Origin of the sequence: Vibrio sp. Isolate24, from assembly GCF_022398215.1 — a bacterium.
Taxonomy (GTDB): Bacteria; Pseudomonadota; Gammaproteobacteria; order Enterobacterales; family Vibrionaceae; genus Vibrio; species Vibrio coralliilyticus_A.
The window spans coordinates 824,073-847,640 of sequence record NZ_JAKEUU010000001.1; the positions used below are offsets into that span (position 1 = coordinate 824,073).

The 23,568-nt window shown below is 45.1% G+C and carries 20 protein-coding genes; 8 read left to right on the forward strand and 12 right to left on the reverse strand.

Features of this window, described 5'->3' with window-relative positions; genetic code table 11:
* Positions 1–72 precede the first annotated feature (72 nt).
* The 3 genes from L1D23_RS03620 to L1D23_RS03630 form a co-directional block, all read right to left on the reverse strand.
* Positions 73–540, reverse strand: a complete 468-nt coding sequence (locus L1D23_RS03620) for a DM13 domain-containing protein (RefSeq protein WP_239836190.1) — start codon at positions 538–540, stop codon at positions 73–75.
* A 79-nt stretch (positions 541–619) separates the two neighbouring features.
* Positions 620–1,849, reverse strand: coding sequence for a peptidase T (pepT, locus tag L1D23_RS03625; RefSeq protein WP_239864274.1), 1,230 nt, complete (start codon positions 1,847–1,849; stop codon positions 620–622).
* Between the two features lie 173 nt (positions 1,850–2,022).
* A complete protein-coding gene (locus L1D23_RS03630; RefSeq protein ID WP_239864275.1) occupies positions 2,023–3,231 on the reverse strand; it encodes a NupC/NupG family nucleoside CNT transporter in 1,209 nt (402 codons plus the stop codon).
* Between the two features lie 575 nt (positions 3,232–3,806).
* Between L1D23_RS03630 and L1D23_RS03635 the strand changes: the two genes are divergently transcribed.
* Positions 3,807–4,253 (forward strand): exoribonuclease R, encoded by a 447-nt coding sequence (locus L1D23_RS03635; RefSeq protein ID WP_239864276.1) that lies wholly within the window; start codon positions 3,807–3,809, stop codon positions 4,251–4,253.
* A gap of 155 nt (positions 4,254–4,408) precedes the next feature.
* Here L1D23_RS03635 and L1D23_RS03640 read toward each other — a convergent pair whose 3' ends face one another.
* The 3 genes from L1D23_RS03640 to L1D23_RS03650 form a co-directional block, all read right to left on the reverse strand.
* Complete coding sequence (locus tag L1D23_RS03640) at positions 4,409–5,131, reverse strand: carbonic anhydrase family protein (RefSeq protein ID WP_239836186.1); 723 nt, start codon at positions 5,129–5,131, stop codon at positions 4,409–4,411.
* A 250-nt stretch (positions 5,132–5,381) separates the two neighbouring features.
* The gene (gene tdh, locus L1D23_RS03645) at positions 5,382–6,413 is read right to left on the reverse strand and encodes an L-threonine 3-dehydrogenase (protein WP_239864278.1); all 1,032 of its coding nucleotides are present in this window, start codon (positions 6,411–6,413) and stop codon (positions 5,382–5,384) included.
* Positions 6,413–7,609, reverse strand: a complete 1,197-nt coding sequence (locus L1D23_RS03650) for a glycine C-acetyltransferase (protein WP_019274389.1) — start codon at positions 7,607–7,609, stop codon at positions 6,413–6,415. The genes tdh and L1D23_RS03650 overlap by 1 nt, the downstream gene beginning before the upstream one ends.
* Positions 7,610–8,193: 584 nt before the next feature.
* Between L1D23_RS03650 and L1D23_RS03655 the strand changes: the two genes are divergently transcribed.
* Both L1D23_RS03655 and L1D23_RS03660 read left to right on the forward strand, forming a co-directional pair.
* Positions 8,194–9,120: a LysR family transcriptional regulator gene (locus L1D23_RS03655; protein ID WP_239864280.1), complete on the forward strand. Its 927-nt coding sequence runs from the start codon at positions 8,194–8,196 to the stop codon at positions 9,118–9,120.
* Positions 9,121–9,131: 11 nt separating this feature from the next.
* Entirely contained in the window at positions 9,132–9,518 is a 387-nt protein-coding gene (locus L1D23_RS03660) for a VOC family protein (RefSeq protein ID WP_239864282.1), read from the forward strand.
* A gap of 113 nt (positions 9,519–9,631) precedes the next feature.
* Here L1D23_RS03660 and creD read toward each other — a convergent pair whose 3' ends face one another.
* From creD to L1D23_RS03675, 3 genes are all read right to left on the reverse strand, one after another.
* The gene (gene creD, locus L1D23_RS03665; protein WP_239864284.1) at positions 9,632–10,978 is read right to left on the reverse strand and encodes a cell envelope integrity protein CreD; all 1,347 of its coding nucleotides are present in this window, start codon (positions 10,976–10,978) and stop codon (positions 9,632–9,634) included.
* A 73-nt stretch (positions 10,979–11,051) separates the two neighbouring features.
* Positions 11,052–12,491, reverse strand: a complete 1,440-nt coding sequence (creC, locus tag L1D23_RS03670; protein WP_239864286.1) for a two-component system sensor histidine kinase CreC — start codon at positions 12,489–12,491, stop codon at positions 11,052–11,054.
* Between the two features lie 2 nt (positions 12,492–12,493).
* Positions 12,494–13,177 (reverse strand): response regulator, encoded by a 684-nt coding sequence (locus L1D23_RS03675; RefSeq protein ID WP_239864288.1) that lies wholly within the window; start codon positions 13,175–13,177, stop codon positions 12,494–12,496.
* 465 nt (positions 13,178–13,642) lie between these two features.
* Here L1D23_RS03675 and L1D23_RS03680 point away from each other — a divergent pair, with 465 nt between their 5' ends.
* From L1D23_RS03680 to L1D23_RS03690, 3 genes are all read left to right on the forward strand, one after another.
* Entirely contained in the window at positions 13,643–15,877 is a 2,235-nt protein-coding gene (locus L1D23_RS03680) for a cytochrome c peroxidase (protein ID WP_239864290.1), read from the forward strand.
* 83 nt (positions 15,878–15,960) lie between these two features.
* The gene (locus L1D23_RS03685; RefSeq protein WP_239836177.1) at positions 15,961–16,644 is read left to right on the forward strand and encodes a response regulator transcription factor; all 684 of its coding nucleotides are present in this window, start codon (positions 15,961–15,963) and stop codon (positions 16,642–16,644) included.
* The gene (locus L1D23_RS03690) at positions 16,641–17,921 is read left to right on the forward strand and encodes a HAMP domain-containing sensor histidine kinase (RefSeq protein ID WP_239864292.1); all 1,281 of its coding nucleotides are present in this window, start codon (positions 16,641–16,643) and stop codon (positions 17,919–17,921) included. The genes L1D23_RS03685 and L1D23_RS03690 overlap by 4 nt, the downstream gene beginning before the upstream one ends.
* A 53-nt stretch (positions 17,922–17,974) precedes the next feature.
* Here L1D23_RS03690 and L1D23_RS03695 read toward each other — a convergent pair whose 3' ends face one another.
* Positions 17,975–18,961, reverse strand: coding sequence for an aldo/keto reductase (locus L1D23_RS03695; RefSeq protein WP_239864293.1), 987 nt, complete (start codon positions 18,959–18,961; stop codon positions 17,975–17,977).
* 58 nt (positions 18,962–19,019) lie between these two features.
* Here L1D23_RS03695 and L1D23_RS03700 point away from each other — a divergent pair, with 58 nt between their 5' ends.
* Positions 19,020–19,985, forward strand: coding sequence for a LysR family transcriptional regulator (locus L1D23_RS03700; protein WP_239864294.1), 966 nt, complete (start codon positions 19,020–19,022; stop codon positions 19,983–19,985).
* 63 nt (positions 19,986–20,048) lie between these two features.
* On the opposite strand, the gene L1D23_RS03705 is transcribed toward L1D23_RS03700, so the two are convergent.
* Both L1D23_RS03705 and L1D23_RS03710 read right to left on the reverse strand, forming a co-directional pair.
* Positions 20,049–20,249, reverse strand: a complete 201-nt coding sequence (locus tag L1D23_RS03705) for a chromosome segregation ATPase (protein WP_006960686.1) — start codon at positions 20,247–20,249, stop codon at positions 20,049–20,051.
* An 81-nt stretch (positions 20,250–20,330) separates the two neighbouring features.
* Positions 20,331–22,247: a methyl-accepting chemotaxis protein gene (locus L1D23_RS03710; RefSeq protein WP_239836173.1), complete on the reverse strand. Its 1,917-nt coding sequence runs from the start codon at positions 22,245–22,247 to the stop codon at positions 20,331–20,333.
* Positions 22,248–22,603: 356 nt separating this feature from the next.
* On the opposite strand from L1D23_RS03710, the gene L1D23_RS03715 reads away from it, so the two are divergent.
* On the forward strand, positions 22,604–23,560 hold the full coding sequence (locus L1D23_RS03715) for a MoxR family ATPase (RefSeq protein WP_239864295.1): 957 nt from the start codon (positions 22,604–22,606) through the stop codon (positions 23,558–23,560).
* The last annotated feature ends 8 nt before the right edge of the window (positions 23,561–23,568 follow it).

Consider the following 23,568-nt stretch of genomic DNA (forward strand, 5'->3'; position numbering starts at 1 on the left):
AATAACTTCCCATACTTGTTGAGAAGGATCCAGTTTACATTGCTATAAATACAGTCTATGTGCTGTGAGACACTATTTAAAACGCGCAGAGGTGATAAATTCACCAAAGGTTTCACACCAAACTATCACCGTATTATATTCTGCTAAACTCACATCACTCGGTAAATCGAGAGTAAAACGGTCAAACGTCTTCACGTCACCGACTTTCACCATGGTCTGTTTTTGTTGATTAAAGTCAGCTTCGGTTTCGACAAACTGTGGCGATAAATAAAGCTTATAATCCGGCCCCGGAGCTAATTCACCAACAAAAGCGATTTTGTCCTGACTGATAGACACTGATCCTTCGCCCCAATGCAAAAAATCACTGTCTTTCCTATCACGCTGGAAGGTCGCCGTATAAACGGCATTGTTAGTGACATTCTCTACTGAGCTCATCGAAGGCGAATCAGGCTGGATGAGTATAGGTAAGGCATAGATACCAATTGCAAAACCAACACCACCACACATAAGATGTGTAAACAGTAAAAAAATCCTTTTCATCCCTGAAACCTCTGTTTATCGAGCATACTCTAATAAATGTACACGATAATCAATGAGATAACAGGAATATATCAAGATTTTATCTATAGCTAAGTGCGGTTCTTTCTGACAAGGTCATAATGACTTTAACGGCCTGCTCCATAGCCTCAATACTGATAAACTCATGAATTCCATGAAAATTATAGCCACCAGTGAAGAGATTAGGACAAGGTAACCCCATGAATGATAACCTTGCACCGTCGGTACCACCGCGAATTGGCTTAACGTTTGGTTCGATATCACAGGCGATCATCGCTTGTTTTGCTAGCTCTACGATATGAGGGTGCGGCTCAACCATCTCCTTCATATTGAAGTAGCTGTCTGTCAGTTTAAGTTCTACTCTACCTTTGGTTAGCGTTTCATTGAGCTCGTTCACTTTGCTCTGCATAAACGCCTTGCGTTGCTCAAGTCCATCACGTTCAAAATCCCGAATGATATAACCTAACTCGCAACGTGCAACGGTCATTTCCGCAGATTTCAAATGGTAGAAGCCCTGATACCCTTCCGTTGCCTCTGGCGTTTCATCAGTAGGCATCAACAACTGGAACTGAGCTGCAATGTTCATGGCATTCACCATTTTATTTTTTGCCGTTCCTGGGTGTACGTTGACACCATGGCAAATGACATCGGCACTGGCTGCGTTAAAGTTCTCATACTCCAGTTCACCAGCAGGACCACCATCAATCGTATATGCCCATTGCGCGCCGAATTTCTTCACATCAAACAAGTCTGCTCCACGACCAATTTCTTCATCTGGTGTAAACCCAATACAAATATCACCATGTGGAATACTTGGGCTCGCTTGCAATTCAGCGATAGCGGAAATAATTTCAGCGATGCCCGCTTTGTTATCCGCACCGAGAAGCGTTGTACCGTCTGTGGTGATAAGGTTATGCCCATGAAGTCGGTGCAGCTCGGGGTACTGAATAGGAGAAAGCACTTCATCCCCCTTACCAAGTGCAATATCCCCCCCCTGATAATCCTCAACAATCTGAGGCTTGACATTTTTTCCTGACGCATCAGGTGCGGTATCCATATGAGCGACAAAACCTATCGCAGGGACATCATAATCGACATTACTTGGCAGTTTCGCCATCAAATACCCATTTTCATCAAGCGAAACATCACTTAACCCCAGTTCTATTAACTCTTGTTGCAAAAACTGGGCGAACGTTCTCTGTCCTTCACTACTTGGACATTTGGAACTTGAAGGATTGGATTGTGTGTTAAAAGTTACGTAGCGCAAAAAACGTTGAATCAGTTCATTCATAGCGGTATCTCTTATTATTGTTGGAAATCTCCCAGACGGGATGCTCCCATCCTACGCCTACAACAAATCGAAACGTTGCTATAAATCAGTTTTGGCTCAAATAGATAAGTAAAGCCCAACGTCATAAACTGGGCTTTGTACTTCTTTTATAGATTTTAGAATCTAGCGATGGGTTAAAGTAGAATGAAAATCCCCGCTAGGCATGCACTCATTAGGTTCGCCAGTGTACCAGCAAGTACTGCTTTTATGCCTAAATTAGCCACTTCAGAGCGGCGCTCTGGTGCAATCACACCAATAGAGCCAAGCTGAATAGCAATCGAACCTATGTTGGCAAAGCCACACAGTGCAAATGTGACGATCACTTGGGTGTGTTCAGAGAGTAGCGCTTTGTGCTCGACAAAGTCGATGAAAGCCACAAACTCATTCATGACAATTTTCTGGCCAATGTAAGAGCCCGCCATCAGCATTTCATTTGCCGGAACACCAATTACCCATGCCAGAGGAGAAAACAGGTAACCGAACAGCGTTTGCAGCGTCAGTCCGCTAAAGCCCGCCACGTCGCCCAAACTTTCTAGGCCCGTGTTGACCATGGCAATCACGCTCACGAACGCAATCAACATGGTACCGACAGCAACGGCAACCTTCATACCATTCATTGCACCACTTGCTAGGGCATCAATCACATTGCTGTCTTGCGCTTTGTCCATCTCAATATCAGATTGGTCAATTGGTGTTTCACGCTCAGGCACAATGATCTTTGCCATCATCAGACTGCCCGGTGCGGCCATAAAGCTCGCGGCAATTAAGTACTTCAGCTCAACGCCTAATCCGGCATACCCACCCAGCACACTACCAGCCACAGAGGCCATCCCACCGGCCATCACAGCGAACAGTTCAGAGCGAGTCATACGCGAAAGGAAAGGTCGAACAAGAAGTGGAGACTCACCTTGAGATAGGAAGATGTTACCGGTAGCAACCAAAGACTCAGCTTTACTCGTCCCTAGGAACTTTTGGATACCACCACCGATAAACTCGATAACCTTTTGCATAATACCAAGGTAATAAAGTGCAGAAATTAGCGCACTAAAGAAAATGATGATAGGAAGAACACGAACCGCAAAGATAAATCCTGTATTGGCTAAATCACCAAATAAGAACCCAATACCTTCATCGGCAAAGCCTAATAGGCTAGAAACACCATGACTTAAACTGGTGAGTGCGGTTTGTCCCCAAGGGAAGTACAAGACTAAAGCGGCAAAACCGACCTGAAGTAACAAAGCGCGAGAGACTGTTTTCCAGTTGATTGCTTTGCGACTCTCTGACAACAACACAGCACACAATAATAGTGTCGCAACACCGATTAATCCGAATAGGACATTCATTAAAGATAACCTCTACAAGCATTGAAAAATAGCTGGTCCGGTCCGTGGGGTCATTCACCATTCCATGTGACGGCTTGTATTGGTAGAGCTGTCGCTCTTAACCGGGCGGTAAGTATAGCGAACATAATGAGAGATTCATCACATATTTTCACGCAAACGTTCAAGCGCTCAATCTATAAGCAATACTTTCACCCCTGATAAGATTGACCAGGGAAACTAGCAGCAAGTGTACAAATTGTGCATTTTGTTGCTATGAAATAATGAACCAAGATCACAATAACTAATATGTAACCAAATTCATTTACGCAAAAAGTTTGGCAATTCACGATTTGCCATCTAGGTTTATAAAAGTATCAACTAACGTACTAGTGGCAAAAGAATTCTCTAACAACGTCAGCAAGCTAATAACGCAAACACAACTGCATATTGCCCCACCGTTTGGTGGGGCTATTTTATTTGGAGCAATTTAGAGCGCTGATTGGGAACTTCATGCTAAGCAGTAACTCAATTAGAGCTAGATTTATGCCACTAGCGGTATAGAATAATCGCCCCTTTAACAGATGCCAGAGATCACCATGCAACGCGATTACACCCTCTCATCCCTACAAGCTACCCCAAGAGAAGAGCTGGAAGAACTGAGTCTACGAATGATCCACCGCCTGATCGCAGAAGAATCGATGACGGAGCTGTTTACGTTCGATGCCGATGAGACGGAATCCAAAGACAAACTGCAAGAGGCGCAGTTTGATGCCATGTTGAGGATGAGTGCGATCGCTCTGAGTGAACTGCCAGCCCTTTTCAGCGAATCAGACAATCAACAGCAAAATACGCTACGCATGCAACGCTTACTGCTTTGGCATTTCTATTCGGTTTCGTTTCACCTTGAACAGGCAATACCTCTTGAAGTCCATTGTCAGCATGTGGAAGTACTACTTAAACAAGCCCCAACCAACGCATTAGAGTGGGTCACAACGTTAACCGACTTACTGCGCCAATACGCGGCCATTAGCCAAAGTCGCTAATTCGAACTCGGTAGAACTGCGATCACCCAACCTCACATCATTGTGAGAATCGCCACTGGGATACTGAGTGTGAAAGGGAAGCAAAAACCAGACTAAGGTCTGTCAGTGCTGCTTCACAGCCGCTGAAAAGGCCGGGATGTCCCGGCCTGATTATTTTAATCGTTAGTGAGAACGACACGAGCATTCTGTTTTTGAATTGGGCGGTTGTTGTTACCCATCACCATCTGCATTTGTTTTGCCTGTTCCGTCGTTAAGGTTTGCGCAGATTTAAGCACAAACCAGCGTACGCCTTCAGAACAAGGTGGCGTCGTCAGAGAGCCATTAAAGCGGTAATACTCCCCCGTTGCAGGCAACATATCTTTTACCGCAAACGGCGTTTGTAGCCTCACGGTTTGACCGGGTTCAGGCATGGTCGCCGTCAACTGTGTGATCTGGTTGTTTTCCCCTGGTGCTGCGTTATACATCACAGCAACAACCGCTAGGTTGCCATCTTTATCCGCATTGACAAAATGCGCTTCCAAGGGAAAGTGTTGACCACGAATATGGTTTTCTGAAGGCGTATGGAAGTGGAACTGCGCCAGATTAAACTCAACTCCATCTACTGTCACGGCGTTATTCCCCTCAACAACAGCTTGAAGTGTATGTCCGTTATTCGTCAGCCCAGTCACCATACCCTGATATTCAATGTTGAGTGGCATCAGCTCCGCGTCAACCACATCCTTGATATCAATCGGGCTTTGGTTTTTGCCAGTGGCACACTCTTTGGCAACATCTCCCCAATGTTCAGGCCCTTTATCCCCTTTGTAACCCCATTCAGAGGCCTGAACCGTTCCGGCCATCGCAATCATCAAACTTGCGGCAATCAATGTGTTTTTCATGTTATTTCCTTATTATCGTCACCAACGGAAGATCGGCCACCATCATAAGTCGATGACCAAATTCATGAGTAGTAGGAAAACTTTGATTACCTGCGAATTTTGGAACCGGATACAAAAAAGTGAAAGTTTCTTTTTTGTCAATTTCACTGGAGGCTGTCGGTGTTTGACTAACATTGCCAGTTTGATCTTGCCCTACAAAAAAGGCGACAGGTTAACCTATCGCCTTTTACTAATCAGAATCTAGATTCCTTTATTCCCAGTCGAGAATCACTTTACCTGATTGGCCGCTACGCATTGCGTCAAAGCCTTTTTGGAAATCGTCAATCTTGTAATGGTGAGTGATGATTGGCGTCAAGTCTAAGCCCGATTGAATCAATGATGCCATCTTGTACCAAGTTTCGAACATTTCGCGGCCGTAGATACCTTTAATCACCAGACCTTTGAAGATCACTTGGTTCCAGTCGATACCCATGTCTGATGGCGGAATACCTAGTAGTGCAATTCGGCCGCCGTGGTTCATTGTCTTCAGCATGGTGCTGAATGCCGCCTGAACACCTGACATTTCAAGGCCCACATCAAAACCTTCCGTCATGCCCAGCTCTTCCATTACGTCTTCAAGCTTTTCTTCCGCAACGTTGACTGCGCGCGTCACACCCATTTTACGTGCAAGTTCAAGACGATATTCGTTCACGTCTGTAATCACAACGTGACGAGCACCTACGTGCTTAGCAACTGCCGCCGCCATGATACCGATTGGGCCAGCACCTGTGATCAGTACATCTTCACCCACAAGGTCGAAAGACAGTGCCGTATGTACAGCATTGCCGAACGGGTCAAAGATTGATGCTAGATCGTCTGAGATACCTTCAGGGATCTTGAACGCGTTAAATGCTGGAATCACTAGGTATTCAGCGAATGCCCCTTCACGGTTTACACCCACACCAATAGTATTACGACATAGGTGAGTGCGGCCGCCGCGACAGTTACGACAGTGACCACAAGTGATGTGGCCTTCGCCAGAGACACGGTCACCGATTTCGAATCCGCGAACTTCCTGACCAATAGCAACCACTTCACCCACGTATTCATGACCAACAACCATAGGAACAGGAATCGTGTTCTGAGACCACTCATCCCAGTTGTAGATATGAACGTCTGTACCACAAATTGCGGTTTTCTTAATTTTGATCAGAATGTCGTTATGGCCAACTTTCGGTTTTTCAACCTCAGTCATCCAGATGCCTTCTTCAGGCTTTAGCTTAGATAGCGCTTTAATTTTCATTACTTAATGATCTCCATGTCACGACCCACTTCGATGAAGGCATCGATGGCGCGATCAAGTTGCTCACGCGAGTGTGCTGCAGACATTTGTGTACGAATACGTGCTTGGCCTTTTGGTACTACTGGGAAAGAGAAGCCAATAACGTAAATGCCTTTTTCTAGTGCGCGCTCTGCAAACTCAGCCGCAACTTTCGCATCGCCAAGCATGATTGGAATGATCGCGTGGTCAGCACCACCCATAGTGAAACCAGCAGCTTCCATACGCGTGCGGAAATGCGCTGCGTTTTCCCATAGACGATCACGTAGGTCACCACTTTGCTCTAGGAGATCAAGAACTCGAATAGAAGCATTAACGATGGCTGGTGCTACCGAGTTTGAGAACAGATATGGACGAGAACGCTGACGTAGCCAATCAATCACTTCTGCTTTACCTGAAGTATAGCCGCCTGATGCACCGCCCATGGCTTTACCTAGCGTGCCTGTGATGATGTCGATACGCTCAACCACATCGTGGTACTCGTGAGTACCTGCGCCTGTTTTACCCATGAAACCCACCGCGTGAGAGTCATCGACCATAGTCAGTGCGCCGTACTTGTCAGCAAGGTCACAGATAGCTGGCAGGTTAGCGACTACACCGTCCATTGAGAATACTCCGTCTGTAACGATAAGGATGTTACGAGCGCCCGCTTCTTTAGCCGCGATTAGCTGCTGCTCAAGCTCTTCCATGTTGTTGTTTGAGTAACGGAAGCGCATCGCTTTACACAGACGAACACCATCGATGATTGAAGCGTGGTTAAGCGCATCAGAGATGATCGCGTCTTCTTTGCCCAGAATCGTTTCGAACAAACCAGCGTTAGCGTCAAAACAAGAGGTGTATAGGATTGTGTCTTCTTTACCAAGGAACGTAGAAAGCTTTTGCTCCAGCTCTTTGTGGATATCTTGAGTACCACAAATGAAACGAACAGACGCCATACCAAACCCGTGCTTATCCATGCCCGCTTTACCCGCTTCAATCAGCTCAGGGTGGTTAGCTAGGCCAAGGTAGTTGTTAGCACAGAAGTTAAGCACTTCTTCGCCTGTAGAGATTTTTACAGCCGCTTGCTGTTGAGAAGTGATGACGCGCTCTGACTTGTAAAGACCTTCAGCCTTTACTTCTTCAATCTGTTGTTTGATCTGTTCGTAGAATGCAGAAGACATTTCAAATTCCTTCCTAGTTATTATGTTAAGCACATTGCTTATTCATCACCTTCGTTTTTTCGAAGGCGTAAAAAGTTGCCCTAAGTGTAATTCAAGCACGTCACTTTCATTATCCCATCAGGTGGAAAAACATTCGTGAATCACAGGCACAAATAAGGATTTTTTATGATAAAAGTCACAGTCCATCTTTCCGATTAGATATAAAATTGCTGTCTAACAGTAATCAAGATTAGACACTTATGGATGTATAGGTGGATAAATATAGTGTGCTGTGTAGCTATGGGAATGTATTAAAGACTGTAAGAAACAAAAACAGGCGTTGGTTACTTTGACCTACCCGCCTGTTTTGGTGACATAAATGAACACGCGTGTTACTTTTCTAACACTAAGGTGACTATGGTGAGCAATACGACTGCGAATGCGGCCAGCAAGATATCTTGCATCATTGATCCCAAGTCAAGAAGAAAACCTGGTTCTTGCACTTTGAGTACCTCTTGCTGTTTAACATTTGACCACCTTATCGATACAACAAATTATTAACAACCGATTTAATTCTCAATTTAAAGACATATCACGGTTTCAACTTGGTTAATTCAAAACTTATCGCTTTGCTCCCAGATCTTGCATCCTTCATTTTGATCGTTGATGAAGGTAGCTTTACAGCCGCTGCCAAAAAGCTCGAAGTGACCCCTTCAGCACTGAGTAAATTGATCACTCGGCTTGAGTTTGCACTATCTGCAAAGTTGTTCGAGCGTACCACCCGAAAACTGGTGATCACGCCGACAGGACAGCAGGTATACGATCAAGCGATCGTGATGGTAAACGCCGCCCAGCAAGCTTGGGAGCTCTCAACCACTGATCACAAACAAGCAACAGGCTCTCTTACCATTGCAGCGCCAGAGGCCTTTCTCAACTCTGTTTTGCAGCCTTTTGTCGTGCCTTTCTTAAAACAGTACCCAGACATTCAGCTCAAATTGCGGGTGGCTGATGGTGAGATCGACCTACTCAGAGACGGGATCGATGTCGCCTTCAAACTCACCGATAGACCCGATGAAAACTTGGTGCTTAAAGAAATTGGTAAAACGAATCTGGTGCTTTGTGCAAGTCCCGCATACATCGAACGGCGCGGGATGCCCTTACACCCTACCGACCTACAACAGCATGATTGCCTATATCTAGCTGAAACAGAACGAGATAACATCTGGGACTTCTTCAAAGATGACGAATTCCATTCAATGACGGTGTCAGGTCGCTATGCAGTAAACCACTCTCAAATGAGACTCACTGGAGTAAAAAACGCGCTAGGGATCGGCATATTTCACGACTTTGTTATTGCAGAAGCCATTGAAAAACAAAAGGTTGTGCCTGTACTCCCTGATTGGACCATCAAAAGTAATTACCATGGTGCCATCGCCATGCAGTACCCGCAAACCAAATACATGCCCGCTCGTCTGCGTGTTTTTATCGACTACATTAGCCAAGCGTTAGGCGATAAACTCGCCAGCCATTAACGAGAACTCCTATGTTTAATGCAATTCATCACGTAGCGATTATTTGCTCTGATTACCCAGTGTCTAAGCAGTTTTATACTGAGGTGTTGGGGCTGAAGGTCTTGGCAGAAAATTATCGAGAGGAGAGATCTTCTTACAAACTCGATTTAGAGCTCCCAGACGGCTCGCAAATTGAGTTGTTCAGCTTTCCCAGTGCACCGAAAAGGCCGAGTTTCCCAGAAGCAAAAGGCCTACGTCATTTAGCTTTTGCGGTAGATAGCGTTGAAGAAGTCAAAACATACTTAGAAGGTAGAGGGGTTGCCGTCGAAGCCGTACGTATTGATGAGTTCACCGGCAAGCCCTTTACCTTCTTTCAGGATCCAGATGGTTTACCACTGGAAATTTATCAGACTGAGTAAATCCTTGTTATCGCCGATTAGTCATGATGAATCCACGGAACCTTTGCTCAAGAGACCAGATAAACACTTTCTCAAGCAAACTGCGTCGTACTCGCTTTTTAATCGGCTTAGTATCACTCATTCTGCGCTTCTCCCCTAGCTTGTGGTGGCTGTACAACTTTTTTACTGCGTTGATACCAATCGACTTTTCTGGTGATAACCATAACGAAAGCTAGGATCACAAAGCACAATGCTGTCCCCATCAGGAGTGCGTAACTTTCTGCCTCAAGTAACCCGAAGAGTAATCCGTATAGACACAATAAACTCGCTCCAAATACTGCCCCCAGCCTGGTGTTGTCTAGCATACCGCTGACGTAGACACTCAAGAGGCTGGTCGAAGCCAAAACAGAAATGACGTAAGCCCAGTTAAAACCAGTATGTTCACTGAGTGAGATCAGTAATAGATAGAACAACGCCAAAGCAAGGCCAACAAAACCATATTGAACAGGGTGAACAGGGCGAGCCTGAAACAATTCAAGCAAGAAGAAGCTGGCAAATACTAAGGTGATGACAAGAAGAGAGTAATTAATAGCACGGTGTGATTTAAGGTAATGATCAACCGGGTCAATGAGGTCAACCCCCATTTGACGTTGCTCTAACTCATCACAAGACGAGGCTTCTTCCATGCAGTTCTTAAACAGTTGCGTAATATTGGATGAAAAGTTGCTGCTGGCCCATTTTGCACTAAAGCCTGATTCAGAAACATCCGACGCTACTGGCAGATAGTCACCGATAAAACTCGGGTGTGGCCATTTTGATGACAGCGTTACTGAGGTGGTATTCCCAATTGGTGTGACTTGAAGTTTCCCCATCCCCTGTAATAAAAAACTCAGATTAAAATCAAGAGATTGGTTAGGATCTAAATGAACCAAATCAAGTGAAATATGAAAACCTTGAGCCAGTTGTTTAATACCTGTACCCGGCACTACATTAAGTGTCTTACTGCCCAGCTTCATTGCATCTAACTTAACTAAGCCGCGGCTATCTTTAATACCAACCACCATAGTTACTTTTTTGATCTGATATTGCTTAAGCTTATTTAGCAACGAAAGATCGAACGATCCTTTGAGCGCACTTTGCGCTTTGTATAAGCGAGCTTTGTAGATGCCTCTATATTTCTCGAAGCTGTCTAAATGAGCTGTCATATCAAAAGTATCTGGCAAAATGTAAGCCTGACGCTCAACCGTATAAGTCCGTTCTTCACTGCTAACCGTTTCGGTAAAGTCTATCGCGATGAATGGACCGATAATACGTTGCTCACCACTGCTACTGCGTGCGATTTCCTCTCTCACTTCTTGCTGACGGTAAGCGCGCTCGGAAACAAGGCCACTCACCATAGAAACCGGGATTTGTAATAAGACAAACAAAAGCAGCACAAAGCCAAACTTCATGCCAAGCTGATTATTAAAGATTTTTTTCATCTGTTTTCTCCTTAACTGATGTGGCTAATGTAAAACAGCCACTTGGAGAAGAGATGGAGCGTTTATGGAGTTTTTATGGAGAAGGAAAGCTCAAAGTGGCTTTAACACCTTGGTCGACATTCTCAATCAGCAATGAACCCTTATGCAGTTTGGCAACTTGCTCAACAAAATTCAGCCCAAGCCCAGTACTTTTCACGCCATTTTGGCGAGCAAGAGAATAAAATCGCTCTGTAAGCCTTGGCATCGCGTAATCTGGAATACGTGGCCCGTCATTAGATATCGACAAAGCAACTCGATCACCTGATTGTGAGTAACACCAACGAATCGCGCCATTACAATCCACAAAATCCAGTGCATTATCCATAAGGTTGAACAAGGCCTGCTGGAACATAAAGCGATCACCAACGATCTCAAAATCAGACTTTATAACGACTTCGCATGTAACTCCTTTAGCATTGAGTCGAGCATCGGAGGCCGCTAAAATATCATTAAGCATAGTGTTGATGTTGATCGGTTCCTGCTTATCCAAATGTGGTTGCTTCTCTAGTCGAGCCAACTCCAATAGTTTGTCTACCAAAGACTGCATCCTATCGCTCTCGCGCTCGATGTTTGTCGCAAAACGCGCTACTTTTTCATCGGATAACGGCATCTGTAATATTTCGCTTGCTCCCTTAATCGCTGAAAGCGGACTTTTGAGTTCATGCGTCAATGTTTGCACATACTCTTCGACATACTGCTTACCATCGAGTTGATTACGCATGTTTTCTAATGCGTTACTCAAAGTCCCATATTCATAAAACACGCGAAAGCTTGGTTTAGTGACCTTCTCTCCTTGGCCCATTTTTACCGCATAATTTTCCAACTTATTCAGCGCCGAGTGAATACGCCATGCGAACAAAGCCCCAGCCAGCAATACTAACCCGCTCATCCACACCATCCAAAACAAGACATTTCGCTTCGACAGGTCAATAAATGGCTGAACCGAACGGTTGGATTTAGCCACCGTCACGCTGCCAATGATTTCCCCCTTATGATAAATAGGGGCTGCGACATGCATCACTGTTGACAGAGGATCATCTGGATCTTCAGCAGTACTTCTCGCTCCGTATTGACCACGTAACGTGAGATAGACATCGTTCCATCTCGAATAATCTTCTCCGACATCCTGTTGCCACGAGTCCGCAATCACAACCCCATTTTTGTCTGTGATGTAAATGCGATGATTGATCGCTTTCTTACCGATTTCCCAGATACGAGCTTTGGGCTCTCTTAAGCCATATGCAGTAAGAAGTGTTGAGAATCGACTCTCTGAAATTTGGCCATTCGCCACGTCTTCTTCCGCAAGCACAGCCAAGAGGTTGGCCATATCCACCAGCGTTTCTTCGGTCGTTTGTCGAACCGTCGGTTTAAGCTCCTGAATCACCGTAGTGCTCACGGTATAGGCCGTCAGACCGACAAGAACAAAATACAAAAAGAACAGTCTTAATCCGAGTGGGATCTTAGGCCATTGCATCGTTACTCATCCGTTTGTTCGTAGTAGTAACCGAAACCACGCTTGGTGCAAATACGATCATTCATGGCAAAGGGCTTGAGCTTGTTGCGTATCGCTTTAATGTGAGAATCGATATTACGCTCATAAGACGTATGCGGTGTCATATCAGCCGCATGCATCAATTGCTCACGGCTTAAAACACGACTGGATACAGCAATAAGTTTGCTTAAGATCTTAAACTCAACGGCAGTTAAACCTAATGATTGGTCACCAACGCTGTAATCAAAGTTGTCCGCTTTTAACTCACTCTCATGTTCTTTCGGCGGTTGGTCTAAGGTGAAGCGTGATTTGATACGCAGCTTGATTCGTGCCAGCATTTCTCTTGGGCTAAAAGGTTTAGTGACATAGTCATCGGCACCAATCTCTAACCCCACCACACGATCGATTTCCTCATGTCTCGCAGTCAGAAAAATAATCGGTACATCAGAAAACTCTCGAATGGATTTACAAAGTTCAAATCCATTCCCATCCGGTAAGCCAACATCAAGTACTACTAACGCTGGTTCGCTCTGCTTGATGAAGGCCAACCCTTCTCTCGCGGTTGAAAACCATGCAGTCTGATAGCCATCCATTTCGATAACATGAATTAAGTTTTCGGCAATGGCTGGTTCATCCTCAATAATGACGATCGTTGTTTTATCGCTCAATGTGCTAACTCCGTACAACCGTATTTCTGTTATATGACGAATATATAATTACAGACAATCATTGATGTGAATAGCTTAAAGGCCAAAGAAGCGCATAGGCCAAGTCACTTGGCCCATTTCAATCAAGTCATAAATGGTGAAAAACACAGCACAGATAACCGCCAACTTCAAAAGACGATAAACGATGAACATAAACACTTCCTCAAGCGTGAAAAAAGCCGCCAATGCGGCTTACAAAGCAACTAGAAACAAGGCTACGTTATACCTTTTACTTATTGAGATTTCGAGCATTAAGCTCAAAACATTTTCTACTCGAGTTAGATTACATTTCACCACTAACCTTGATATGCATCAAGATTAGTAAACTTACTCCATCCAAGACAATTTGATTTCGTCCGCTTTAACCGTTTTTTAACCCTCGCCTTCCTAGTATCCCATCTATTACTGCACACAAGGAAGAAAGCGATGAAAAAGCAAGCGTGTTTATTCGCCCTGACGTTGGGGCTAGCATCCCAAACAATGGCGATCCCTATCCCCGATGATCTGGATACAGAACTACGTAAACTGATTGAGCAACACAGCCTGACTGGGGAGCCCAACAAAGGTTTTGAGATACCCAGTGTGGATTCAGAAGAAGTAAAACTAGGCAAACTGTTATTTTTCTCCAAAGCACTGAGTGGCAATAAAGACGTCGCTTGTGCCAGCTGTCATCACCCCTACCTTGGTGGTGGAGACGGGTTATCACTTCCAGTCGGTACACTGGCTGAGAATGAAGATGTACTGGGTCCAGGCCGAAAAACGACGACTGGCCAATTCTACGTAGCACGCAACACTCCAACGATCTTCAATGCAGGTTTATACAAACGCAGTCTGTTTCGCGATGCACGCGTAGAGTTTGTTGATTGGCTTGATCCCTCAAAAGGGATCAGCACCCCCGATGTGGCGTTTGGTGAAGCTGACCCAAACGCAGGTGATACCTTGTTAGCAGCTCAAGCTCGCTTTCCACCGGTCACAGCCTCAGAAATGCGCGGTTTTGATTTCATGCAGGATGCCTCTAATCAAGCTGTAAGAGCACATCTCGCGGCAAGAATTGGCGACTATGGTGACGCGAAAGGCGAATTGTTTCGCAATCACTGGGTAGAAAAATTTTCATCCGTTTACGGGGAAGACAAATCACCTCAAGAGCTTGTGACGTTTGCCAACATTACCCGAGCACTCTCTGCGTACCAACAATCAATGAATTTTACCGACAATGCTTGGAACCGATACGTAAAAGGGGATTTGTCTGCGCTCACCCTTTCACAAAAGCGCGGTGCTTACCTATACCTCTACATGCCACCCCCTCCGTCTGATGGTGGTAATGAGCCCGATTTCTTACCCACCCAATGTATTGGTTGCCATAACACGGACACCTTCAGTCAAACAAAAGATTCAAACTATCATCGCCTTGCTTTCCCACAAATTGGCCCCGGAACTGGAGAACCAGGAATGGAAACCAATGACTTAGGCCGTGCCCATCGTAATGAAAGTGAAGACGACATTTATAGCTTTCGCTCTGGTACGCTATTAAACATCGAAGTCACCGGACCATTCGGACATGCTGGAAGTTACGATACACTCGAACAAGTAATTGATCATTATGATGATTATCATCAGATACTCGATCAGTACATCGATGAGCTAGGCTGGTGTGAACAACCGCAGTTTAAAGACATTGAACATTGCAATAGTCTGTTCCCAGAGACAAGAGAGAATACAAATAAAGCCGCCAAGATCATTGATGATGAAATTGCCGATGGTGCCCCTGTGCTACAAAAACTCAACTTGTCAGATCAATCGAAAACCGATTTGGTTAACTTTATGAAAGCACTCACCGACCCTTGTGTGAAAAGCGCAGAGTGCCTGCAAGCTTGGCTTCCTCAGCCGGAGGAGTCAGATCCTGATGGGCTTCAACTGCAAGCAATCAACTATCAGGGGGTACCTCTTTACCTGCCTTCCAAGTGTTCGGAGGGTGAAGCCCTACAATCCGGTGAAAAGCTAACAAGAGATCAAGGCGAGTGTATCACTGGTTTAACTGAACACTTTTATTTTGATGTTCAGAGAGATAACACCACTGTCTACCTGAGCAGTCGCGATGGTCAGGGTGATCTTAAACTCTACTATCACCCAACAACTTGGGCATCTGAGGAAAATGCGTTAGCTGAATCAGTGGGAGAAGGCACAGAACAAGTCCTTATCATCACCCTAAATCGGGGACGCCACTACCTAAGTGCCATCTCACAACAGGGGTACCAAGGGGTATCTATCGCATTGGGTGAACACCAAGCAAATAAAGAACCTGGAGAGCAGCCTAAAGTCATCTCAGACCAGTGTGCTGTTTCTGCTCCTATCTCCTTTAGCGAATTGCAGAGTGGTTCTCCCGTCTGTACTGCACAAGGTGACAACTATTATTTCATCAAGGTCACCCAACCCAACAGTACTCTGGAAGTTAGAACACAACACGGTAGCGGTAATACGGATTTGTATGTCAGTCCTTATTGGCCAAGTATCAACCAATTTGAGTTTTCCTCTCAAAACCTTGGCAGTAGTGAGTACATCAGAATTGACTCTCCACCTCCCGGTTGGTACTTCATCCTAGCGGCTGGCGATGGAATCAATCATGGTACATCGATACAACTTGATGTCTCCAAACAAAGATAACTCGCTTTCTCAAGAAAAGGGAACATTGTTGCCAAGCCATCACTGGCTTGGCTTTACTTCTATTGGATTTCACTAAGGTGCCCATGATCCACACAATATTGGTTGAAGACGATACTCGGCTAGCAGGCAATATCATAGATTTTCTTGAACTGGAAAACATTACATGTGATTTCGCCAGTAATGGTATTACAGCCCTCAACCTGATAGAAAATAATGATTATCAGGTTATTATTCTGGATATAAATCTCCCACGACTTGATGGCTTTAGCGTTTGCGAACAGCTTCGCTCTCAAGGAATCGGGGTTCCAATTATTATGTTAACTGCCCGAAGTCAACTTGAAGACAAGCTGACAGGATTTAAAGTTGGCACTGATGACTATCTCGTAAAGCCCTTTGCAATGGCAGAATTAGTGGCAAGAACGAAAGCACTGGTGAATAGAAAAAGCGGTCAACTCACTCAGTTCAAGGCGGGAAACATAATGTTTAACTCGCAAGAAAAACAAGCGTATGTTGATAATCAACCGCTCAAGCTCCCGCCGACAAGCTTGACTATCTTAGAGCAATTAATGCGTGCTTACCCGCACTCAGTCACTCGTCAATCTCTTAATTTGGCGATCTGGGATGACCGATTGCCCAACAGTGACTCCCTTAAAGTCCACATACATCACCTACGTAAGGCATTAGCTTGTCATAACAGTTCGGCCTCCATCATTTCTATCAATCGACAAGGCTTCAAGTTACAAATTACAGAGTTGGAGACCCCATGATCAGCGAGATACCAAGCTTAAAACGTTATACTCTAATCGTGCTTCTCACCTCCGCTGTTATATTGGTAACACTGATGTCCGCTCTCTGGATGCTTCATTTTTTTAGCAGTCAAGACAACATGATTAAGGGCGCTCTACTCGAAGTAGCCCATAGGAGCGAATCAGACCATCTTGAGGCAAATCATCGATTCTTAAAAACCAGCAATTGGCATGACCTACCTATCGAGATTCGCCGTCATTTCACTCGTGAACAACTCATCCCAGATCGACTCTATCAAAAGTCAGATCGAGACAGCCTGTTCTCTAGGCCGACCGAGTCCGTGTTTTTGCTCTCCCTAGCAAGGCCCAATGGAGAAATCCATTATGCTGCTCATCATTTCAAAGAGCCTCCAAACATCCCCGCCCCATACTGGTTCACATCACCTGAAGTTCAAGCAGTTTTTCTTGGACTTTGCGCATTGAGTTTCTTTTTCATGATATTGCTAATGTTTATGAACTCAGTCACTAAACCAATTAAAGAACTGTATGGCTGGGCCAGAGAGCTGGATGCCCAAAATTTAAGTGCCGCACCGCCAGGGTTCCGATACAAAGAGCTGAATACACTCGCTCAAATTATCCTCGATAGCGTACGTAAAACGAATGCCTCACTTGAGCGAGAACAGGAGTTTGTTCAGTATGCCAGCCATGAGCTACGTACACCGATTGCCGTTATTCGTAGTAGTGTGGAACTAATGGAAAAAGTCGAACAGCAATGGGAGGTCAAGAGTCATCGCGCAATGCAGAGAATTAAGGATGCCAGCCATTGCATGGCTGAACTCTGCAATACGTTGTTATGGCTAAATAAAGCCGAAGATTCTCAGCTATCCACTCAACCCGTGGATCTATCATCGCTACTGCATTCAGAAATGGAGAACCTGAGCTATCTGACACAAGGAAAAAGCATTGAAGTGCAAATCCGTACTGACAGTTATGAGGTCAACCTACCCTACGCGGCTGTGCAAATGATAATCGCTAACCTATTGCGTAATGCCGTGCAACACACACATGAGGGTATGATTACTATTGATCAGCGTCAGGGAGCCGTTCAGATCATTAACCGAGAACGGCAGGAAGATCATGAATATTATGCGGAGCACTCAGGTTTTGGGCTAGGTCTCATATTGGTGAAGCGTTTATGTCAGCAACTGGGGTGGAGTTTCAGTTTTGAAAAGAGGCACGATCAATGCTATGCCTCTTTGTTTATCAAAAAACCGAACTTTAGACTAGCTAACAGATAAGCAATTAGAGCGCCTGAAGGCTAAACAAGGCCGGTACACTGATAAAAGTCCCCTTACGCGTTCACACCCTTCATGCCTTCAGGGGTGTAACGCTCACCTACTGGCTTAAAACCATCAATGGCTTTTTCCAGGATAGCCTCGTCCTGAGGTGTTAGCCTCACGTTCACCGAACCAAGATTATCTTCCAAGTATTTAAGTTGTTTAGTACCTGGAATAGGCACAATATCGTCCCCTTGCGCGAGTAACCAAGCTAAGGCGATCTGTGCGGGCGAACACGCCTTCTCCATCGCTAAGTACTTCACCGCATCGGATAAAGGTTGATTAGCCTTTAAGTTTTCAGACGTGAAGCGTGGCAGCGCTTTACGAGCATCGTTGTGAGAGAAATCCTTTTCTGACTGGATACGTCCAGTCAGAAAACCACGCCCTAACGGCGAATATGGTACAAATCCAATACCGAGTTCACGACAAGTAGGTAGTACCTCAGCTTCAACATCTCGAGTCCAAAGTGAATATTCCGTCTGAACTGCCGTAACTGGATGAATTGCATTAGCTCTTCTCAGGGTATTTGCACTTACCTCGGAAAGCCCAATATGTGCAATTTTTCCTGCTGAAACCAACTCACTTAGCGTCTCCATTGTCGTTTCAATAGAAGCCTTGGGATCCAAGCGGTGAATGTAATAGAGATCAATACACTCGACACCGAGTCGACGCAGTGACCCTTCACACGCTTGGCGAATATACTCGGGGCTATTATCAATACGTCGTTTGTATTCTCCTGGCTCCCTTACGATGCCGCACTTGGTGGCAACTTTGATATTTTTGTCTTTAGTCCGTAAGAATCGGCCAATCAATTCCTCGTTGTGATGGTCCCCATATGTATCCGCTGTGTCCAAGAATGTACACCCGAGATCGATTGCCTTATTAAGTACTTGCAATGATTCTTGATCATTTCTTGGCCCATAAAACTCGCTCATTCCCATGCAGCCTAGCCCGATTGCTGATACTTCTAAGCCATTTCCCAAGATACGTTTTTCCATCATCTAATTTCCTTGGTTTGTTGTATTGTTCACAGTATGATTTCCCAAAAGGGAAAGTTATATGCCAAAAAAACGCAATCCATCTTCCGATATCGGAAAATGGGAATTCAACAAAATCCACTGGGATGATGCACGAGTCTTCTTAGCCATAGCTAGAGCGGGGACATTAAGTGGTGCCTCCAAAGCATTAGGTGTCGGAATAGCAACGGCAACTCGTCGTATTGAGCGCTTAGAAAGTGCACTCAATTTAAGGCTGTTTGTAAGAGATCAACTGGGTTATAAACTCACTGACGAAGGGTTATCGCTTATTCCTCAAGCAGAAGCTCTAGAACAAGCCGGATATGCGTTTGGCTCTGCCGCGCAAGGCCATGATGATGGAGTTTCAGGACACGTTCGTATAGCCACAGCCCAAGGGCTTGCCGACCACTTAATCATTCCAGCCCTACCAAATCTACTACGCAAGCATGCCGAGCTCAGCGTAGAAGTTGTGACCAGTATTTCAATCGTTAATTTGCATCGAAGGGATGCAGATCTAGCCATACGTATGGTGAGACCAGATAGAGGAAATGTGACTATCCGACGTTTAGGGAAGCTGGGCTTTGGCCTTTACGGCTCTGAGAGCTATATCAGTAGCAGAACAGATTCAGCGCAGACCCATCCCTATGACAACGATGACTTCATCGGCTGGGCAGAAACTCAACACCACCTCCCCACGGCTCAGTGGGTACAGAAAACACTCAGAGGAAGAAATTGCAAGATCTCCACAACCAATTTATCCGCACAGTTCAGTGCCGCTCATGCAGGCCTTGGGCTCGCAGTACTCCCGCATTTCATAGCCCAGCAGCAAGGACTCGTCTGCATTCAACACGAAGTAGACTGCAATCAGCCTATCTGGTTGGCTATACATTCAGATTTAGCGCACTCAAGACGAATAAGAGTAGTCGCTGAATTCTTGAGCGAGTTAGTTTCTGAGAATCGTCAGCAATTAGAGTTTGGGGATGAAAATAGGCGACCGAAAAATAAATGATTATCGGTTGTAGATAAAAACAAAAGCCGCTTAAAGCGGCTTTTGTTAGAGCGAATTCTAATACTAATGCACTGGCTTATCGGTTTTAGAATAAAACTTACCGAAGTACTGCTCTAGGATCTCTGGTGTTAGCTCACCAGCTTCTTCGAGTTTTTTTAGCTCTGCCGCGATAGCTTTTTGCTCTTCAAGTGATGGAAGAGCTACCTCAGGCTCATCACTCATTTCCTGAGACATTTGCTCTAGCTCTTTTTCAAAATCACTCATGCTATTTACTTACCTAATCAATATAAAAACTGGGGCTAAGTTTACCTACTTAACCCCAGTTATTCTAGCTTACGGACAGTTTTATAGCTTAAAGCTACCTACCATACGATCTAGACGTTCCGACAGCTCTTTTAGATCAGAGCTGGCGGCCGCCAGTTCCTCGGCAGTACTGGTTGTCACTTCATTAATGGCGTTAATTTCTTCGATATTTTGGTTGATAGTATGCACAACCGTTGACTGCTCTTCCGTCGCCGTTGCCACCTGAGTGTTACGGTCAGAAATGTCGTGGATACGTTCGGAAATGTTCACCAACACTTCTACCGCTTCATCTGACGATGACACGCCTTCATGCGTTACAGACTTACCAGCTTCCATCGCCGTTACAGCATCTTTTGCATCACTTTGAAGCTGGTTGATCATTTTCTGGATCTCTTCCGTCGAATCAGCCGTTCGACTGGCCAAGTTTCTTACTTCATCTGCGACCACAGCGAAGCCACGTCCCTGTTCACCCGCACGTGCAGCCTCAATTGCTGCGTTCAATGCAAGTAAGTTGGTTTGCTCGGAGATATCACGGATAACATCCAGAATAGAGCCAATTTCTTGCGTTGTAGATGCCAGTTGCTCAACCACTTGACCTGTGTTTTCTATGTCCATCGCCAAACGACTGATCGCGTCCTTAGCTTTGTTGACGACGCTCTGGCCGACCTGAGTGTTGTCTGAAGCTTGGTTCGCGGTTTCCGCTGCGGTGGCCGCATTCGAAGCAATTTCGCTGATCGTCGCGCCCATCTCGTTAATCGCGGTCACCACTTGAATGGTTTGGTCACGCTGAATCTGACTATTGTCATGAGTCGTGTTAGCTTTGTGAGACACACTGTCAGCGGCCGTTTGCAACGCACCACTGGTTGACGCTACTTCTTTCATTGACTCGTGTATTTTCTCAATAAAGCCGTTAAAACCTTCAGAAAGCTGGCCAATCTCATCGCTACTCTGAACTTCGATACGTTGTGAAAGGTCGCCATCGCCTCGGCCAAGGTCGGTAAAGCGAGCAGCAATCGACTTAATAGGGCGTGTGATGCTATTAGCTAAGAATAGACCCATGAAGATAAACAGAGCAGCAACCACAATCGTCGTAAAGGTCATTTGCTTGGCAACATGGTTAAGGTCAGCAAACACTTCATCAACCGGGGCTACACCAATAACAAACCAATCCATAGAAGGAATATACAGGCTTGAAACAAACACCTGTTCACCTTCATAGTTCGCTTCTATCAAATTAAAACCCGATTTATTCAGAAGTTGAGAGGCTTCCCCACCATAGAGCTGAGATAACGTCGAACGTGCTTTGTCTTTCTGACGGTGAATTTGTACTTGCCCTTGTGCATCGGTCAGAAATACAAAGCCGGTGTCTTCGATTTGAAAGCCATTCAACAACCTAACCATATCATCCATTGATTTCGACAGGCCAGACATACTTAGCCCATTAACAAACTGGAAGTTGGCGAACATTTTTACTTCACCCGTCGACTCTTGGAACATGCTTACCATGGTCGGCTGACCAGATTGGGTAAAGCCAAAGAACCAGCCATCTTGTTGTTGGTTCAACTGGCGCAAAAAGCCATTTTGGTTCCAATAGTAAGCCGTTTCACGATTCGCAACAGAAGCATCATTCAAACTGTATTGGTTACGAACGTTGTTAAGCTCTTTAACCAGCTTAGCTTCAACCTGAGGGTCAATATTGGTCGTGCTAATCGCATCTTTAATAAATTCATTATTTGCTATCTGCTCTGCTGCTCGCAGTAGCTGAGTTACATCGTAGTCAATTTGTCCCTTGATCTGGTCTAGCATGGAAGGCAGTTCAATATCTACCAGTCTATGCTCCAGAACTTCGCGTGCCTGACGCTGTGCCATGACTCCAACAATAATTGTTGAAGCGAGAACAGCAAAGGTAATACCCGCAACAACCTTTTGCTTAATACTGATCGCGTTTAGTTTCATCATTCGAGTTGCCTTTTAGCGCTTTGTCATTATGAAAATTCATCATCACCACTGATTTACTAGCTCCAGAAAGGGGCGAGCCAAGCTAAATTGTGACGCATCTTTTTATATCGGATGTAAATTACATTTCTTTACTGAATAAGTCATCAATTTAACCCTGATTTGCAAACCAATTTTTCGATATTGAACACTTGCATGAGGAACGAAAATCCCCATATTGTAAACAACTGAAATAATAGCACTTATGTTGTACTGCTGCGTTGAGTAGTAAATAAGCAGCCGAACGACAATAAAGTCAAAATGGATGAACTTTTTCATAGCTCAAACCACTAAGTGAAAAAGTGAGGAGATAGACACTGATGAACTCTCAGTCATTGCACCACCTACAGCAATATTTAGAAGGTCAGGTTATTGGCCAACAAGAACTCGTCAAGCAGCTTTTAGTTGCTTTACTGGCCGACGGACATATTTTGGTTGAAGGCCCTCCGGGGTTGGCCAAAACACGAGCTGTGAAATCATTGGCTGACTGTATTGAAGGCGATTTCCATCGCATTCAGTTCACTCCTGACCTACTGCCTGCAGACTTAACTGGCACCGATATTTTTCGTCCAGAAACAGGCGAATTTACTTTCCAACCAGGGCCGATTTTTAACTCACTGATTCTGGCCGATGAAATCAACCGTGCTCCTGCTAAAGTGCAAGCAGCAATGCTTGAAGCGATGGCAGAAAAGCAAATTACGGCCGGTCGACAAACCTACCCATTGCCCGATTTGTTTTTGGTCATGGCAACACAGAACCCCATTGAGCAGGAAGGTACCTACCCACTGCCTGAAGCTCAGTTAGATCGCTTTCTACTGCATCTCAATGTTGACTACCCAAATGCGGAAAGTGAACTGGAAATTTTGCGTCTTAACCGCGGCGAAGCCAAAGGGGCAGAAAAAATCACACCACCAGTTCTCTCTCAACAAGATATTTTTTCTGCTCGTCAGGAAGTGTTGAACATTCATATGGCCAAAGGGGTTGAGAATTATATTATTCGTCTCGTCATGGCAACGCGTCAGCCCGCTCAATACGATGATACATTGAGTAGTTGGATAGAAATGGGAGTAAGTCCACGCGCCACAATCGCTTTGGATCGCTGTGCTCGAGCACACGCTTGGCTGTCTGGTCGCGATTATGTTTCTCCAGAAGATGTACAAGCCATGGCCTTCCCCGTTCTCAGACACCGCATTCTGCTTAGTTATCAGGCGCAAGCCGAAGGCATCTGTGCTAATCAGGTAGTGAACCGTCTTCTGTCTCTGGTGGGCAGCGCGTAAGGGTTACA